Here is a 17,160-nt window from a genome sequence, read left to right on the forward strand (position 1 = left end):
CCGGGCTGTTACTTTTTGCACCTAGGATCAAAGTATGGAGCCTGAAGTCAAGCCCCGCCGTCCGGGCCGCACCAAGACGATTCTTGTGGTGGTGGCCGTATGCCTCCTCGCCGCCGTCGGTGGTGTGTTCGCCGCGGTAGCACCCGGAATCGCCCGCGGTGCCATCGAATCCGAGGCCGGCTCCGCCGTCAGGTCCTCTCCCGGCGTCGCCTTGCCGGTAATCGCCCCCGTGAAACTGGACGCAGCACCCGCCAACGGTGCCAAGCAGGTCAACCCGGCCGCCCCGGTGTCCCTGAAGGTGGCCAACGGCACCATCGAACGGGTCACCCTCACCAGCACCGCCGGCGAAACCGTCGAAGGCAGCATCGACGCCGGGGGCACCGCGTGGACCGCAGCCGGGGCGTTGAAGTTCAACACGGACTACAGCTACACCTACGTAGTCAAGGACAGCGCCGGACGCGAGACAAGCACCACGCAGACGTTCAGCACCGTTTCCAGCTCCCACGAAGCGGATGCCGCCATCTACCCCCTCGATGGGATGAAGGTGGGGGTGGGACAGCCCCTGCAGATCATCTTCAGTGAACCGGTCCTCAACCGCGACGCCGTGGAGAAGGCCATCACCATCACCAGCAGTGCCGGACAGGTGGGCGCCTTCCACTGGTACAGCGACACGATGGTGCGGTACCGGGCGGAGAACTTCTGGGCCGCGAATTCCACCATCACCATGGACATGAAGCTCTTCGGCGTGGACCTCGGCAACGGGCAGATCGCTAACTTCAACAAGAAGGCGAACGTCGCCATTGGCGACAAGAAGGTGGCCGTGGCGGACGCGGCGGCCCACACCTTCACGCTGAGCGTCAATGACCAGGTGGTCAAGACGCTGCCGGTCAGCATGGGGGATAAGCGGTTTCCGTCCGCCCGGGGCTACGGCGTGCTGATGGAGAAGAAGCGCTATGACCACTTCCGCGCCTCAAGCATCGGACTCAAGCCTGACGATCCCGCCTATTACGGTGACGTGGACGTCGAGTACACCATCCGGCTGACCCTCAGCGGCGCCTACATCCACCAGGCACTGCCGTCCGCGTTCCCTTTTATCGGCAATACCAACGTCTCGCACGGCTGCATTGGATTCGCCCCCGACGGCGCTGCCTGGGTCTTTGACAACATGGGCACCGGCGACGTGGTCCAGATCATCAACACCGAGGGTGACTACGCAGCCCACACGGACGGGTTCGGCGACTGGAACATCCCCTGGGGCGAATACAACAACTAGCGCCGGGCTGGCGCGGGCTACGTGCTGAACGGCAGCCGGTGCAGCCGCTCGCCCGTCTCAGCGCTCCTGCGCCGTGCCTTGCCAAGCCTGGCCAGCTCCCTGCTGCGCCGTTCCGCAACGACGGCGGCAAGGTAGTCGTCAGGGCTTGTTCCGGGAGGCGGGGGAGGGGCCACGTGGGCCGCGAGTTCGGTGGCAATTGACTCGGCCAGCCCTGCCCTGGACAGCGGAGCCATGCGGCCGGCCTGCCGCATGAACTGCGACGCCCGCCGCGCCGCTGCATCCGGGATCCGCCCGATATCCGCCGCAGCCCCCCACGCCTGCAGCCGAGGCGGGACGAACACCGGGGCCGGCCGCTCCACCGGTACCCGGCTGCGGATGGCGTAGGTCCCGGCCATCAGGTCACCCAGCCGGCGGGACCTTTCATTGAAGAGGGCTACGGCGATGGCCAGGCCGCCGAAGGTCACATAGATTTCGAGGAAACCGGTCAGGCCGCGGATGAGGGCGTGGCGGAACCGGATGGCTCCGCCGTCCTCCCGGACCACCCGGAGGCCGGCGGCAAGTTTGCCCAGCGACAGTCCGCGGCTCAGGGTCTCGATCGCCACCGGAACAACCACCAGGCAGAACACCACGCTGGCAATCATCAATGCGCGCAGGGCGGCTTCGTCCAGGTCCCCGCCAGCCGCCGACAGCCCCATCAGGATCACCACCAGCAGCACGATGCTCAAGGCCATGTCCAGGAGCAGGCCGAGGGCGCGTGCCGCGAAGGAGGCAGGACGCAATTCCAGCACAACTGCCTCGCCCGTGACGATTGGACTCACACTGGTTCCTGTTCTGGCGTCGGATGATGCAGCCAGTCTAGTGCCGGCCGTTAGGCTGATGCCGTGGATATGGATGCGTTCTCCGCCGTTAATTCGGACAGATGGTCCCGGCTGCACGAACTCGCCTACAAGGCCCGGCTCACCGGGGCCGAAGCAGACGAACTGCTGGCCCTGTACCAGTCCACGTCCTCGCACCTGTCCCTCATCAGGTCCGTGGCTCCGGAAAGCGGCCTGTCGGCGTCGCTTTCGGCCACGCTGGCGCAGGCCCGCACCCGGTTCACCGGAGCGCGCTCCAACCCTATGGCGGACCTGGCACGCTTCTTTGTGGTTGCCCTTCCTGCCGCTTTCTACCGGCTCACCTGGCTCACCCTTGCGTGCGGTGCAGCGTTTGTCCTCATCGGTACGGCGTACGCGCTGTGGATCGGCGGGAACCCCGAGGCATTGCGGGCTGTGGCATCCGAAGCGGCTGCCCGGCAGTACGTCGAGGAAGACTTCATCAGCTACTACTCGGAGAACCCGGCGGCATCCTTCGCCGGCGCCGTCTGGACCAACAACGCCTGGATCAGCGCGCAGGCAGTAGCCCTGGGGATTACCGGCGTGTGGGTACCCATGATCCTGTTCGCCAATGCCCAAGGGGTAGGCATTGCGGCCGGCATCTTCGCGGCGGCCGGCAAGCCGGAGGTCTTCTTCAGCTACATCCTGCCGCACGGCCTGATGGAGCTGACGGCGGTGTTCATCGCCTGCGCCGCCGGCCTGCGGATTTTCTGGGCCATGGTTTCGCCGGGCCCGCGCACCCGCGGCAGGGCGGTGGCCGAGGAAGGCCGGTCATTGATCACCGTGGCCCTGGGACTGGTGCTGGTGCTCTTTGTCTCCGGGCTGGTGGAAGGGTTTGTGACTCCCAGTGCCCTGCCGGTGTGGGCCAAGATCGGTATCGGCGCCTCGGTACTGGCGGGGTACTGGATCTATGTCGTGGCGTTGGGCCGGCCCGCCTTCCTTGCAGGCGAGCGGGGCGACCTGCGCCGCGAGGATGCGGGCCATTCCGAAATCGCTGCCTGAATCGTTGTAATCCGTCCGGGGTGGTTCCTCGCCCAGCCGGAATGCCGGACGGTAGGCTCGTGAGCAGAGAAAACGCACCGGTGACCCCCCGAACCTGGTGCGAAGGCCCAACGGAAGTGACGCTGCTGTGAAAGACGAAACTCCTGCCCGCGCCCGGCGTGCCGAGCCGCAGCCGGACCCGATCCTGGACACATCAGAGGACTCTGACGAGCCGGCGTTCTCCTGGCTGACCGAAACCGGCACACACAAAAGCCCGGCCCCGGACGGCACAGGCGAGGACGGCGCAGGCGAGGGTCATGGCACGGCCCGCGGCGTCCGCAACGAAGCTGACAGCACCGAACCTGACAGCACCGAAGCTGACCGCACCGAAGCGGGCAGCCCCGGAACCGGGAGCACCGCGGGTTCCCCGGCTGCAGGGGCTACGGCCGCAATGGCAGCAGCTGCCCCGCCTTCGGGCAGCCTTAACCAGCCGGGCAGCTTTGACCAGCCGGAAAGCCGGGCCGGCCGCAAAGCCGCTGAGGCCGCCGTCGAAGAGCCGGAACCCGTCTCCACCCGCGAAAACTCCCCCGTCTTCCGGGAGCAACACCCTACCTCCGCCCTGCAGGTGCGCCCGCCCCGGGAGGAAGTGGAGCGCCGTAACGCCGAACGGGAGAGCGCGGCCAACGCCAAGCCGGTAGCGCCCCGCGTGATGCAGGTCCTGCTCGCCATCTTCTTCCCGTTCGTCCTGCTGATCCTCGCGGTCCGGGCGGTTACCAGCCCGCTGTTCCTGTGGGTGGAATACAACCGTCCCGGATTCCCCGGCGACGGCTACGGCTTCAGCACCGACGACAGGATGACCTACGGCTCCTACGCCGTGGACTACCTCAGCAACTGGGCGGGCCCGCGCTACCTGGGGGACCTGGTGCACCGCAGCGGCGACAAGCTGTTCAAGGACGGCGAAGTCAGCCATATGGCGGACGTGAAGCTGGTCATCCTGTCCACCTTCGGCGCGGGCGTGCTGCTGGTCCTGGTCAGCCTTATCGCCATCCTCTACCTGCGCAGGCGCAGCTCCGGGGGTGTCCGGCGGGGCCTGTTCGCCGGATCCATCATCACCCTGGTGCTGATCCTGGGCCTGGGAACGCTGGCGGCGCTGGGATGGCAGCAGTTCTTTACGGAGTTCCACCGGATCTTCTTCGCGGAAGGCTCCTGGACGTTCAGCATGGATGACACGCTGATCCGGCTGTTCCCCGGCCAGTTCTGGATAGACGCCGGAATCGTGATCGCGGGCCTGGTCCTGGTGGCGTCGCTCGTGACGCTGGTCCTTACCTGGCCTACCCGCCGGCGTCGTGGCCTGGTGAAGGACCGAGCCGGCGCGGCAGCGGTGGAGCCTGCCGGTCAGGAGTAAAGCTTGGCGATTTCGGCCTCGAAATCGCTCACCACGGCGTTCCGCTTCACTTTGAGGGACGGCGTCAGGTGACCTGATTCCACCGTGAACCCGGTGTCCAGGACGGTGAACTTGCGGACAGACTCCGCTGTGGAGACCAGCAGGTTCGCCTGGTCCACCGCTTCCTGCAGTGCAGCCGCCACCTCCGGATCCGCGGCCGCCTCGCTGATGGACCGGGGCGGCAGGCCGCGCTCCGAGTGCCAGTCCGCCACGCCCTCGGGATCGAGGGTCACCAGGGCTGAGATGAACGGCTTGCCATCACCCACCACAACGGCGTGGCCCACCAGTTGGTGGGCCCGGATTTTCTCCTCGAGCGGGCCGGGGGCCACGTTCTTGCCGCCCGCCGTGACCAGCAGGTCCTTCTTGCGCCCCGTGATGGTGAGGAAGCCCTCCGGGTCCAGTTCGCCGAGGTCGCCGGTGCGGAAGAAACCATCCACGAAGGCTTCGGCGTTTGCGGCCTGGTTCCCGTGGTAACCCCGGAATACGCCGATCCCCTTCACCAGGATCTCGCCGTCTTCGGCCACCCGGATGGTGGTGCCCGGAATGGGGATGCCCACTGATCCCACCCTGGTGCGGGACGGGGTGTTTGCCGTGCACGGGGCGGTCGTTTCGGTCAGGCCGTATCCTTCCAATACCGGGATCCCGGCGCCGCGAAAGAAATGAGCGTCCTCCGGGTTCAACGGGCTGGCCCCGGAAACGGTATACCCGACGTGGCCGCCCATGGCCTGCCGGAGCCGCGCGTAGAGCAGTTTGTCGAAGATTCCGTGGCGGATCCGGCAGAACAGGCCGGGGCCCCCGCCCTCACCGCGGCTCTTCAGGTCCTGGGCACGGGAGTACTCGACAGCTGTGGCTGACGCGGCACTGAACAGCCGGGATTTGCCTGCGACGGCAGCCTTGTGCGCCGCAGTGGAACGGACCTTTTCGAAGATGCGCGGAACCACCAGCAGGAAAGTGGGGCGGAAGGAGCCCAGGTCCTCCAGGAGCCGGGCCGCGCCCGGTGAGTGTCCCAGCGTGGCTCCCGCAGTCAGGCACACCACCTGTACGGCGCGGGCCAGGACGTGGGCCAGGGGCAGGAACATCAGGGTCCTGGCCTGCTCCTGGAGCAGCAGTTCAGGGAGGAAGGCCACAATGTTCTTGGCGACCAGGGCGAAGTTGCCGTGGGTGATTTCGCAGCCCGTGGGCTTGCCGGTGGTTCCGGAGGTGTATACCAGGGAGGCAGCGTCGTCCAGCCCCGCACGGCTCCGGTGCCGTTCCAGCTCGGCGTCGGTGACTCCCGCCCCCGCGGCGGCGAGGCTCGAAAGGTTGGGGGCATCGCCGTCGGAATCCATCCGGACTACGTTGACCAGGCGGTCCCGCAACAGGGGCGAACCGGCCAGGACACGCATAACGAGCTCCACCTTGGTGTGGTCCTCCGCAAACACACGCCGGACTCCGGCGTCGTGGAGGATCCATTCCACTTGGCTGGCGGAGGATGTTTCGTAGATGGGCACGGTGATTCCGCCGGCAAACCAGATGGCGAAGTCCACCAGGGTCCACTCATATGAGGTGGCCGACATCACGGCCACCGTGTCGCCGGGCTCCAGGCCGCCCGCGATGAGGCCCTTGGCGAGGGCACTGACGTCCTGGACGAATTTCTGCGCCGGTACGTCCACCCAGCCGTTGCGGCCCTTGCGCCGGTACAGGGCGTGGGCGGGGTTGGCCGCCTGCCGCTCCAGCAGCAGGTCAGTGACGTTGCTGTCAGCGTCAAGCTCAACCAGCAGTTCCGTGCTTGCTTCTCTCACAGCAGGTCTCCGTTCCGCTGCCACGCCGCGGCAGCGGCTCCTTCGGGGGTCACCTGCCATCCTGCCCTAGATCCAGGACGGCATCCACATCCGAAGCCTCCACTGCTGGTACGGGATGATCTCGGCAGCCCACACCGGATAGAAGAACGCCGAGAGCAGCATCGCCGCCGCCACGAACACCACCACCAGGTACAACCCTGACCTTCGGCGCCATGGCGGGTCGGTGGCCTTCCCCAGGACCAGTCCCAAGCAGTAGACCAGCGCGAGCACCAGGAACGGCTCGAAGGATACCGCGTAAAAGTAGAACATGGTCCGTTCGGGGTACATGAACCACGGAAGGTATCCGGAGGCCACACCTGCGAGGACCGCCCCGGCCCGCCAGTCGCGCCGCCCGGCCCACCAGAACAAGAGCACTGCCAGCGAAATGGCGGCCCCCCACCAGATCAGCGGGTTGCCCACGGACAGGATCGCGGAGGTGCACCGGTCAAAGTCGCACCCGGGGGTGCCGCGCTCGGGGGATTCATAGAAGAACGACGTCGGCCGTCCCATCACCAGCCAGCTCCAGGCACTTGCCTCGTAGGGATGTTCCGAGCCCAGTCCCTGGTGGAACTGATAGGCCTCGAGGTGGTAATGCGCCAAGGACCGGACCGAATCCGGCAGCCATCCCCACTCGGCGGAAGGATTGCTTTGCGCCCAGCGGCGGAAGTAGGCGTCCGCCGAAAGGAACCAGCCGGTCCAGCTCACCGCGTAGACCACTGCGGCCACCGGAACCATGCTGAGGAACGCCGGAACGCCGTCCTTGATGATGCCGCCGCTGATCCAGCCCCGGATGCCGGCAATCCGGCGGGCGCTCAGGTCCCACAGCACCGTGAGGATGCCGAACCCGGCCAGGAAGAACAGACCGGACCACTTGGTGCCCACGGCGAGGCCGAGGCACGCACCTGCCGCGATCCGCCACCAGCGGATCCCGAGCCAGGGCCCGGCGAGGAGCCGGGCCGGGATGGGACGTCCGCCACTCGATTCCGCAGCCCGGGCAAGCCTGGCGGCCAGCCTGCGTCGTCCGTCATCCCGGTCCAGGAGCAGGGCGCCGAACGCCGCCAAGACCCAGAACATCAGGAAGATGTCCAGCAGCGATGTCCGGGACATGACCAGGTGATGGCCGTCCACGGCCAGCAGGAGCCCGGCGGCTCCCGCCAGCGGAAGGGAACCGAACAGCTTCAGCGCGATCAGCGACAGGAGCAGGATGGACAGGGTGCCCGTCAGCGCTGCGGAGAAGCGCCAGCCGAAGGAGCTGTCCGCTCCGAAGAGCCACATTCCCGCGGCGATCATCCACTTTCCCACCGGGGGATGGACCACGTATTCGGGGGTGTTCAGGAGCACGCCCGGGTTGCCGGCGTTGAAGGAGTCGTTGGCCTTGTCCGGCCAGGCGCGCTCGTAGCCGCTGACCAGGTAAGAGTAGGCGTCCTTGACGTAGTACGTCTCGTCGAAGACCAGCTTGTGCGGCGTGTCCAGCCGCATGAACCGCAGGACCCCGCCTACCACAGCAGTCAGGACCGGCACCAGCACGTACCAGAGCCGCAGCGACGGCGGGTAGTCGCGCCACCGCTGCCGGTGGCCCAGCAGCCGGCTCCGGAGGGACCCGGCGGTATACGCGTCGGCCGGCCGGCTGATCCAGGGGCGGCCGGCCGGGTTCCCGGTCCGGCCCGCGGCCAGCGGGGGAGACCCACTGGACGCCGCAGGTGTGGCGTTTGCGGCCCCGGCTGGCCGCGTCGAGGTCTGCGTCACGAGCCCCATGCTACCTTTTGCGGCTGGCAGCGCCCGCAGCAGTAGGCTGGTGGCGTGGATCTTAACCCCAGCCCCTTCCCTGAATCCGGCACTGCAACCTCCAGCCAGGCCGGTGGCGGGCCCGCAGCGGAAGCGGCGGCTGCAGCCCAGGGGCCCGGGCGGATCGTCCTTGCGGCCACTCCCATCGGCAATACCGGTGACGCCTCGGCCCGCCTGGTGGAACTGCTGGCAACGGCGGACATTGTCGCTGCCGAGGACACCCGCCGGCTGCACCGCCTGGTGCAGAGCCTGGGCATCACGGTGGCCGGCAGGGTCATCAGCTACCACGAGCACAATGAAGCCGCGAAGACGGCCGAACTCCTCGACCAGGTCAGGGCTGGCAAGACCCTGGTCATGGTCACCGACGCCGGCATGCCGGCGGTATCGGATCCGGGCTTCCGGCTGGTGGAAGGCGCTGTGGCCGCCGGCCTTGCTGTCACCGCCGTTCCCGGACCATCGGCGGTCCTGACGGCCCTTGCGCTGTCCGGCCTGCCCACCGACCGCTTCTGCTTTGAAGGGTTCCTGCCGCGGAAAGCCGGTGAAAGGGCATCCCGCCTGGCGGATCTCGCGGGAGAGCGGCGGACCATGGTGTTCTTCGAAGCGCCGCACCGGCTTGAGGCCATGCTGCGGGCCCTGCGGGAACGCTTCGGTGCGGACCGCCGGGTGGCCGTGTGCCGCGAACTGACCAAAACATATGAGGAAGTGGTCCGCGGCTCCCTGGGCGAACTCCTGCAGTGGGCCGAGGGCAACGAGGTCCGCGGCGAGATCGCGGTTGTCCTGGCGGGCGCACCCGAGCAAGCCGCCGGGACGCCGGAGGACCACGTGGCTGCCGTCAATGAACTCATGGCCCAGGGGATTCGGCTCAAGGAGGCGGTTGCGGCCGTTGCAGAGGACGTCAGGGTGAGCAAAAGGGAACTCTATTCAGCGGTTCTCGCGGCCCGGTAAGAAGGCCTGCCACCCCGCGGGAAGGGCTGTGCAGGTGCACAGCCCTACGTTCTTTCGGTAGTGCGTAAAGGCGTAGACCGGCTGGTGCCCCCGCAGTAGTCTGGCAACTAATCAGCCCGTACCACCGCGGCCATCCCGGCCGCCGCCGGCGGGCTGCCACAACCCTACTGACGAGGGAGTCATCGTGACTGTCACTGCACAGCCGGCCGTTTCCGCAGAACGCGAAAGCGCCCTTTTGGCCTCTGTTCCCACCGGCCTGCTTATCAATGGTGAGTGGCGGGCTGCCGCTTCGGGCAAGACGTTCGACGTCGAGGACCCGGCTACGGGCAAGGTGCTGTTGAGCATTGCCGACGCCGGTCCCGAAGACGGTGCCGCCGCGCTGGATGCGGCCGCTGCGGCGCAGGAGTCGTGGGCGAAAGTCCCGCCCCGCGAACGCGGCGAGATCCTGCGCCGGGCGTTCGACCTGGTCACTGAGAGGGCCGAGGACTTCGCGCTGCTGATGACCCTGGAGATGGGCAAGCCCCTGACCGAAGCGCGGGGCGAGGTTACGTACGGCGCCGAGTTCCTGCGCTGGTTCTCCGAGGAAGCCGTCCGTGCGTTCGGCCGTTACTCCGTTTCCCCGGATGGAAAGTCCCGGCTGCTGGTCACCAAGAAGCCGGTGGGCCCGTGCCTGCTGATCACGCCGTGGAACTTCCCGCTCGCCATGGCCACGCGGAAGGTCGCCCCTGCCGTCGCCGCGGGCTGCACCATGGTGTTGAAGTCCGCGAACCTTACGCCGCTGACCTCCCAGCTGTTCGCGGCCGTGATGCTGGAGGCAGGCCTGCCCGCCGGGGTCCTGAACCTCATCCCCACGTCCACGGCAGGTGCCACCACGGGCCCGCTGATCAAGGATTCCCGGCTGCGCAAGCTCTCGTTCACCGGCTCCACGGAAGTGGGACGCCGCCTGCTGTCCGACGCCTCCGAAACGGTCCTGCGCACGTCCATGGAGCTCGGCGGAAACGCCCCGTTTGTGGTTTTTGAGGACGCCGACCTCGACGCCGCGGTGGCCGGGGCCATGCTCGCCAAGCTGCGGAACATGGGCGAGGCCTGCACCGCCGCGAACCGGTTCATCGTGCACGAGTCCGTCGCTGCCGAATTCGCGGAGAAATTCGCCGCGAAGATGAAGGACATGACCACCGCCCGCGGCACCGAACCCGAGTCCAAAGTGGGCCCGCTGATCGACGCCAAGAGCCGCGACAAGGTCCACGAACTGGTGTCCGACGCCATTTCCTCCGGCGCGAAGGCTGTCCTGGGCGGCGGCCCGGTGGACGGCCCAGGCTACTTCTACCAGCCCACCATCCTCTCCGGCGTCACCGAAGGCACCCGGATCCTGTCCGAGGAGATCTTCGGGCCGGTGGCGCCGATCATCACCTTCAGCAGCGAAGATGACGCGGTGCGGCTGGCGAACAACACCGAATACGGGCTGGTGGCCTACGTCTTCACCAAGGACCTGAACCGCGGCATCCGGATGGGCGAAAAACTCGAAACCGGCATGCTCGGCCTGAACGCCGGCGTCATTTCCAACGCCGCGGCTCCCTTCGGCGGAGTCAAGCAGTCCGGCCTGGGCCGCGAGGGAGGCCTGGAAGGCATCGAGGAATACCTTTACACCCAGTACATCGGCATCGCCGACCCCTACGCCGGGTAGCGACACTGGCGAAAGCCGCCGCCTGCCATGGAAGACCTTCTCAGCGGGTTGACCAGGTGCGGGCGGCGGCTTTTGCTGCTTTGCCCAGGCCTGCCCGCGCCGCCCCGTACACCACCTTGAACGGCGTAGCGAGAAGGCGTCCCAACCGTCCAATCACGGACGGAGGCAGCCACAGCGCGCGGAGACGCCGCAAAGTGCGGGCGTTGGCGCGCAACGCTGTTTCAATCGCTGTGATGCGGGTGCCGGCAAGCTCGGTGGCCCGGGAGCCGGCCCGTCCGGTTCGGGACTGGTCCCCGTCAGGCACCTCGGCCGGCGGCCCGTACTTCTGCCGTTCGAATTCTGCAGTCAGTGCGGCCGCGGCCTGGTGGGCGGCTTCGTCCATCCCGCCCGGTTCCCCCAGAAGAGCTGAGCCGCGGAGGCGGGCGGAGTAGGCACGCGGTGTCTCGCTCGGCTCCGGGGGCAGGCCGTAGTCGGTGCCCAGGTCCACCATTTCGCTCCATGCCAGCGGCACGGCTGCGGCGGTGCCGGCCGGCCTCAGCCGGCGCGCCCGGATCCCGGTCCTGACGAGCCGCGGTGACGCGGCCAGCAGAGCGGCCCCCAGAAGCGCCGCAGTACCGAGCAACCAGGGGAGGAACGGGCTTCCGGTGTCCGCGGGTCCGCCCGCTCCAGGAAGGGGCAGCGGCGCCGCGCTCGGTGCCGGTGCCGGAGCCCGTGTTGCATCCGGGACCAGGTCGTCGTTGTTCTCGAGCGAGCCCGGGGCTGAGAAGGCCGAACCCTCGGTGGCATAATCAGGCACTACGCCGCGGGACGGCGTCGGCTCAAAGGGAACCCAGCCCAGCCCCTGGAAGTAGAGCTCCGGCCAGGCGTGGGCATCCCGGGCGTCCACCTCATATTCGGGCAGCGCGCCCTGGCCGGCCACGGTGACCGTGGCGCCGGTCAACCTGCCGGGGGCATATCCCACGGCGATCCGGCTGGGGATTCCTTCGAGCCTGGCCATCACCGCCATGGCCGACGCGTAGTGGATGCAGTAGCCGCTCTTCTGGTTCAGGAAGTCGGCAAGGACCGAGAGCCCGTTGCCGTCGTAACCGCCCTGGACGGGGGACTGCAGCGAATAGGTGAACTCCGCTGAACGCAGGTACTTCTGGATGGCCATCGCTTTGTCGTAAGGCGTGGCGCTGGAACCGGCCACCCTGTCCGCGGTGGTCCGCACGATGTCCGGCACGTTGCCCGGAATCCTGGTGAAGTCGTCGGCGATGCCCTGTACCGGTCCCGAAGACCGGGCCAGGAGCGCGGCCGTCAGCTTCGGAACGGTGGACGTGACCAGGTACTCCTGCCGGCGCGAGGTGGTGTCGGTCCCCTTGATGCTCAACGTGGCCGGATCCCAGGTCCACCGGCCCTCCAGGCCACGCACCGACTCGGGGGCATAGGGAACCGGCAGGTAGGGGCTGGTGAATGTTCCGGCGTCGACGGCCGTTACCAGCTGCTGTTCTTCGGCCACTGCATAACCGGGGTCGATCTGGTTGCCCAGCGGGCGCCGGGAGGCGTTGCGGTCATCAGGGCCCCAGGAGTCGCCGTCGAAATTGTCCACGGTGACAGAGCGCAGGTACAACGGTGTGGGGGAGTTGGTGGCATACGAGATGCGGCCGCTCCCGGCAGGGGTCCGCAGGCTGTTGCCCAGCGTGATCATGGGGTTCAGCCCGGTGGAGGTGCCCCATGGATTGATCCGGGAACCCTGAGGGAAGGTGCCCTGGTCGAATCCCGGGATGGCCAGCGGCAGCACCATGGTCGCGGCCACCGCCACGGCCCCGGTCAGGACAGCCCTTCGCCCCTGGCCGGGACTGCGCGCGGAATCGGCCTGTGTACGGGCATCCGGGACGTACCATTGGCTGCAGGCCAGGATCAACAGGTATCCGGCAACAGCGGCGGTGAAGCCCCAAAAGCCCACGCTTTGAGGCTTGATCATCGCCGGGACCGCCAGGATGGCCAGCAGCCCCACCCCGGTGGCTGCCGGCATGCCGAGCGGAACGGCCAGCGCGTCCACGAGGATGACCGCCAGGCCCAGGACGGCGCAGGTCACCATCACGATGCCCACGTTCGGCGCGACGGGGGCGGTCTCGGAGAGCACTGTTTCGCTGGCGCGGCGGATCAGCCGGTCCAGCTCGCCCAGGCTGGCCGCGGTAGGAAAGAGGCCCGCGAAACTGGTGCTGCGGAAGAACGTCAGCGTCAGGATGGCGCCCAGCGAAAGAAATCCCCCGGCAGTGACCAGCAGCGGCTGGGCGCGGACGGCCCGCAAGGCGGCGAGCGTGAGGCTGACCACCAGCACGGTGGTGAAAACCGGCCAATACCAGGCCCAGCCCCGCATTACACCGTTCAGCGACAAAGCGGCCCCGGCCACGGCCACTGCGATGGAGCCGGCCATCACCCACGGGTACGCGCCCACCCGGCTGCGTCCCGCCGGGGCTGCAGCGGACGGCGGCGGCTGCCGGCCCGTCCCGGGATCCCTGGCCGGTGCCATGGTCATCGGGCCACCCCCGCTCCGCGCCGGACCTCCGACGCCGGTGGTTCGGGCACGTCGGGTTCCTGGTCGAACTGGTTCCACGCCGCTGCCACGGAGACGCCGGGCGACACTGCCGCCGCCCGCCAGCCGCCCTGCCGAAGCTTTTCAAGGGCGTCCTCGAACTCTGCCGGCCGCTCCGCCACAACAATGGCAAAGGCGTTGGTACCGTAGCCTGCGGCCGGGGCCAGGGAGAGAGCCTCCAAGGCCGAGATCCGGCCCAGGACGGCAATCACCGGTCCCCGCATCCGGTGGGCGGAGAGCTTGTCCATCAGATTGTCATCAAAGGGCGGGGGGCCGGCCTCCTGGTGGCCGTGGGATTCCCTGGCACCGAAGAATTCCCTGCGCGCGGCCTCGGCGCGCAGGTGGTGGGGCCCGGTGAGCTGGATCGCGGCGAGGCTTTCGGCGATGGACTGGAGCCCGGACGCGCCGCTGTACTCCTCCAGTTCAGGCTCCGGAGCCGACGGCGAGCGCAGGAATGCCGGTTCCCCCCGCGCATCCAGGAGGCGCAGCGCGTAGTTGCGCTCGGCGAGGTGGGCGCTGATGGACATGGCGGCAACCACTGCCCACTCGAACGTTTCGCTGCTGACCATCGTGTGGCCGTCCTGGGCCGCGTTCCCTGTCGGCGCTGAGCCCGGGCCCCCGGAAAAGGCGCCGAATCGATGGTCCAGGATGATTGTGGCCTCCGGCGTGGTGACGGACTCCTCCTGCCGGACCATCAGTTCACCGTGGCGTGCGGTGGCCGCCCAGTGAACGCGGCGCATCGGGTCCCCGTGGCGGTATTCGCGGGTCATCACATCGTCGTCGCTGGGGTTCGCCCGGATCCTTGTGGCCGTCACGCCGTCGTTGCCCCTTGCTCCGGCCAGCCCTGTCAAGGGAAGGACGACGGCGGCCGGCGTCACGGTGAGTGTGTCGCCGTGGTCGATTGCCTGCCTGTGCAGGGACAGGCCGAACGGGTCGGTGAACTCCGCCGTCACCGGTCCCATCACGAACTGGCCGCGCTGGGCGGAGCGCAGGTGGTACTCATACCTGCTGGTGCCGCCGCTGGCTGAGCGGGACGGGAACCGGAAGGCAGGCGATTCGCCGAACCTGGGCGGAAGCCGTTCCTCCATGGTGGCCCGTCCGGTTGCTGCTCCGGTCCGTGCCACGGCAAGCCGGACGGCAGTGGGCGCGGACGTCTCCACCGGGGAGGGATTGAATTCGCGGTACACCTGGAAGCGGGGTTTCACCAGGCGGATCCCGGCGAGCGAAACGAGCGGAAGGACAAACAGGAGCATTGCCAGGCTCAACAGATCCCGGCGGCCCATCACGTACGCGGCGGCAAGCGCTGCGGCCCCTGCGGCCAGCATTCCCCAGCCGCGCTGGGTGAACAGGTGTCGGGGCAGTCGGTCCAGCAGCGCCATGGCACTCCGCCTTAGTGATTCCTGCTCAGGCCTGCCACCGGTGCGCTCCGGCCGGCCGAAGCGCCGGCCCTGGCTCCGGTCTCCGCAGGCTTGTGCGTGACAGGCAGCCGGGACAGGAGGCCGCGCAGGACGCTGTGCGCGGTTTCCCCTGCGCCGGCGGCTTTCCTGTCCAGGATGATCCGGTGCGCCAGGACGGCTTCGGCAACACCCACAACATCGTCCGGGAGGACGAAGTCACGGCCGTCCAAAGCCGCGGTGGCCTTGGCGGCGCGCAGCAGCTGCAGCATGGACCGCGGGCTGGCCCCGAGGCGCAGCAGCGGGCTCTCGCGGGTGGCCCGGCCCAGCGACACCGTATATTCCTTGACTGCCTGCGAGACGTAGACCTGCTGGACCGTGGCGATCATGGCGGCCACGTCCGCGGCGGTCACCACCCGCGAGACGTTGGCCAGCGGTGATGCGGACTGGTGGGTTTCCAGCATTTCGATCTCGGAGTCCTTGTCCGGATAGCCCATGGAGATGCGGGCCATAAAGCGGTCGCGCTGCGCCTCCGGCAGCGGGTACGTGCCTTCCATCTCGATGGGGTTCTGCGTCGCCACCACCATAAAGGGCTCATCGAGCCGGTAGGACTTGCCGTCCACCGTGACCTGGTGCTCCTCCATGCACTCGAGCAGCGCCGACTGGGTTTTCGCCGACGCCCGGTTGATTTCGTCGCCGATGACGATGTTCGCGAAGACAGCGCCCGGCCGGAACTCGAAGAGCCTGGAGGACTGGTTATAGATGGACACACCGGTGACGTCGGAGGGGAGCAGGTCAGGGGTGAACTGGATCCGGTTCACTGTGCAGTCGATGGTGCGGGCGAGCGTTTTGGCCAGGAGCGTCTTGCCCACGCCCGGGACATCCTCCAGCAGCAGGTGGCCCTGGGCGAGCAACACCGTCAATGCGAGCTTCGCGGCGTCAGACTTCCCGTCGATCACCGTATTTACGGTGGTCAGGATCCGCTGGCTTGCGTCGTGGAAGGACGCGGCATCCATGGCAGCTGGCCGGTGGCCGTTCAGGTGGCTCACGGGCTCTGCGACCCCCGCGAAATTGCGGTTCGCAGCGCTCACATCGTCGGCAGTGCGTCGGTGGGATTCCATCGGCAACCTTTCAGCCCGGGGTCCGCCTGGACGGGACAGCTCGCCCTGCCTACGCCCCTCGGTGGACGTCCGCATGTCTCCAGACTACTAACACAACTGCCGCAGCAGACAGAGAGTTCCAACAAATGTGGGGCCACGCTGTCGGTTTAGGCTTGGGCGATGTGCAATCCGCTGATCCCCGCCGCCTACCGTGCTCCCGCCACTGGCGGTGACCCGGAAGCCGGAACGTCCCCGCAGCGGGAATTTCCCCCCGCCCCTGAACCCCTGCCGGTGCCGGTGATGGACAACCACACCCACCTTGACTTTCCGGACGGAAAGGCGCCGGTGGGGATCAAGGAAGCGCTGGACGCCGCGTCCGCCGTCGGTGTCCAGGGTGCCGTCCAGGTGGGCTGCGACCTGGAATCGTCCCGGTTCACTGTCCAGGCAGTGGACCTGGATGAGCGGCTGCTGGGTGCCGTGGCACTGCACCCGAACGATGCTCCCCGGTACGCTGCCCGAGGCCAGCTGGAGGAGGCACTGGCGGAAATCGAACAGCTCGCGTCCCACCCGCGGGTCCGGGCCATCGGCGAAACCGGGCTCGATTTCTTCCGGACCGAGGGCGAGGGCCTGGCACATCAGCGGTACTCCTTCCGCCGCCACATCGACATCGCCAAGCGGCTGGACCTGACCCTGCAGATTCATGACCGCGACGCGCACGATGATGTGGTGCAGGTACTCAAGGAGGAAGGAGCCCCGGAGCGGGTGGTCTTCCACTGTTTTTCCGGGGATGAAGAACTGGCAGCGACGTGCAACCGGGAAGGCTGGTGGATGTCCTTTGCCGGAACGCTGACGTTCAAGAACGCAACCAACCTGCGGGCCGCGCTTGCGGTCGCGGACCCGGAGCTCCTGCTGGTGGAAACGGATGCTCCCTTCCTGACCCCGCATCCCCACCGGGGCCGGCCCAACGCCAGCTACATGGTGCCGTATACCGTCCGGGCGATGGCTGAATTGACAAGCCGCGACCTCGCCGGGCTGTGTGCCGGAATCAGCGCGAATACGGTGCGGGCATACGGAAAATGGGATTAAGAACACATTGCGCTCAGCCGGTAGAACCAATACCGGGTATGCAAATTTCTTGGCCGGTTTATAACGCTACGGTTACAGTGGAAAACTATTAGCCGGGGTCGGGGAAGGCCACCGGGTAAGTTCACTCCGTTCGCAGCAGGAATTGCCGGGCTTGTTCCCGCCTGCCCGCTGCATGGAGTTTGGCGGCGCGACGGTGCC

Annotated in this window: 12 protein-coding genes; 6 read left to right on the forward strand and 6 right to left on the reverse strand. The window is 67.6% G+C overall.

Annotated features, from left to right (window positions below):
* The first annotated feature begins 34 nt into the window (after window positions 1–34).
* Window positions 35–1,273: a L,D-transpeptidase gene (locus BACI348_RS07110; RefSeq protein ID WP_159824578.1), complete on the forward strand. Its 1,239-nt coding sequence runs from the start codon at window positions 35–37 to the stop codon at window positions 1,271–1,273.
* Window positions 1,274–1,290: 17 nt separating this feature from the next.
* Here the strand turns inward: BACI348_RS07110 and BACI348_RS07115 are convergent, their stop codons facing one another.
* Entirely contained in the window at window positions 1,291–2,091 is an 801-nt protein-coding gene (locus BACI348_RS07115) for an RDD family protein (protein WP_159824579.1), read from the reverse strand.
* 63 nt (window positions 2,092–2,154) lie between these two features.
* On the opposite strand from BACI348_RS07115, the gene BACI348_RS07120 reads away from it, so the two are divergent.
* On the forward strand, window positions 2,155–3,147 hold the full coding sequence (locus BACI348_RS07120) for a stage II sporulation protein M (RefSeq protein WP_201298393.1): 993 nt from the start codon (window positions 2,155–2,157) through the stop codon (window positions 3,145–3,147).
* 127 nt (window positions 3,148–3,274) lie between these two features.
* Entirely contained in the window at window positions 3,275–4,531 is a 1,257-nt protein-coding gene (locus BACI348_RS07125; protein ID WP_159824580.1) for a TIGR01906 family membrane protein, read from the forward strand.
* On the opposite strand, the gene BACI348_RS07130 is transcribed toward BACI348_RS07125, so the two are convergent.
* Window positions 4,522–6,351, reverse strand: coding sequence for an AMP-dependent synthetase/ligase (locus BACI348_RS07130; RefSeq protein WP_159824581.1), 1,830 nt, complete (start codon window positions 6,349–6,351; stop codon window positions 4,522–4,524). The two genes, BACI348_RS07125 and BACI348_RS07130, sit on opposite strands and share 10 nt — an antisense overlap.
* A 66-nt stretch (window positions 6,352–6,417) precedes the next feature.
* Window positions 6,418–8,145 carry a dolichyl-phosphate-mannose--protein mannosyltransferase gene (locus tag BACI348_RS07135; RefSeq protein ID WP_159824582.1) on the reverse strand — a complete coding sequence of 576 codons (1,728 nt, stop codon included), beginning with the start codon at window positions 8,143–8,145 and terminating at the stop codon, window positions 6,418–6,420.
* 45 nt (window positions 8,146–8,190) lie between these two features.
* Between BACI348_RS07135 and rsmI the strand changes: the two genes are divergently transcribed.
* Both rsmI and BACI348_RS07145 read left to right on the forward strand, forming a co-directional pair.
* Complete coding sequence (gene rsmI / locus BACI348_RS07140) at window positions 8,191–9,120, forward strand: 16S rRNA (cytidine(1402)-2'-O)-methyltransferase (protein ID WP_159824583.1); 930 nt, start codon at window positions 8,191–8,193, stop codon at window positions 9,118–9,120.
* Window positions 9,121–9,304: 184 nt separating this feature from the next.
* On the forward strand, window positions 9,305–10,804 hold the full coding sequence (locus BACI348_RS07145) for an NAD-dependent succinate-semialdehyde dehydrogenase (protein ID WP_159824584.1): 1,500 nt from the start codon (window positions 9,305–9,307) through the stop codon (window positions 10,802–10,804).
* Between the two features lie 40 nt (window positions 10,805–10,844).
* On the opposite strand, the gene BACI348_RS07150 is transcribed toward BACI348_RS07145, so the two are convergent.
* The 3 genes from BACI348_RS07150 to BACI348_RS07160 are packed head-to-tail and all read right to left on the reverse strand — an operon-like array spanning window position 10,845 to window position 15,897.
* The gene (locus tag BACI348_RS07150) at window positions 10,845–13,325 is read right to left on the reverse strand and encodes a transglutaminase TgpA family protein (protein ID WP_159824585.1); all 2,481 of its coding nucleotides are present in this window, start codon (window positions 13,323–13,325) and stop codon (window positions 10,845–10,847) included.
* Window positions 13,322–14,761, reverse strand: coding sequence for a DUF58 domain-containing protein (locus tag BACI348_RS07155; RefSeq protein WP_159824586.1), 1,440 nt, complete (start codon window positions 14,759–14,761; stop codon window positions 13,322–13,324). The genes BACI348_RS07150 and BACI348_RS07155 overlap by 4 nt, the downstream gene beginning before the upstream one ends.
* Before the next feature lie 11 nt (window positions 14,762–14,772).
* The gene (locus BACI348_RS07160; RefSeq protein WP_159824587.1) at window positions 14,773–15,897 is read right to left on the reverse strand and encodes an AAA family ATPase; all 1,125 of its coding nucleotides are present in this window, start codon (window positions 15,895–15,897) and stop codon (window positions 14,773–14,775) included.
* A 159-nt stretch (window positions 15,898–16,056) separates the two neighbouring features.
* Between BACI348_RS07160 and BACI348_RS07165 the strand changes: the two genes are divergently transcribed.
* Window positions 16,057–16,962, forward strand: coding sequence for a TatD family hydrolase (locus BACI348_RS07165; RefSeq protein ID WP_159824588.1), 906 nt, complete (start codon window positions 16,057–16,059; stop codon window positions 16,960–16,962).
* Window positions 16,963–17,160 lie beyond the last annotated feature (198 nt).

The organism is Arthrobacter sp. 9AX (assembly GCF_902506095.1).
Lineage (GTDB): Bacteria > Actinomycetota > Actinomycetes > Actinomycetales > Micrococcaceae > Arthrobacter.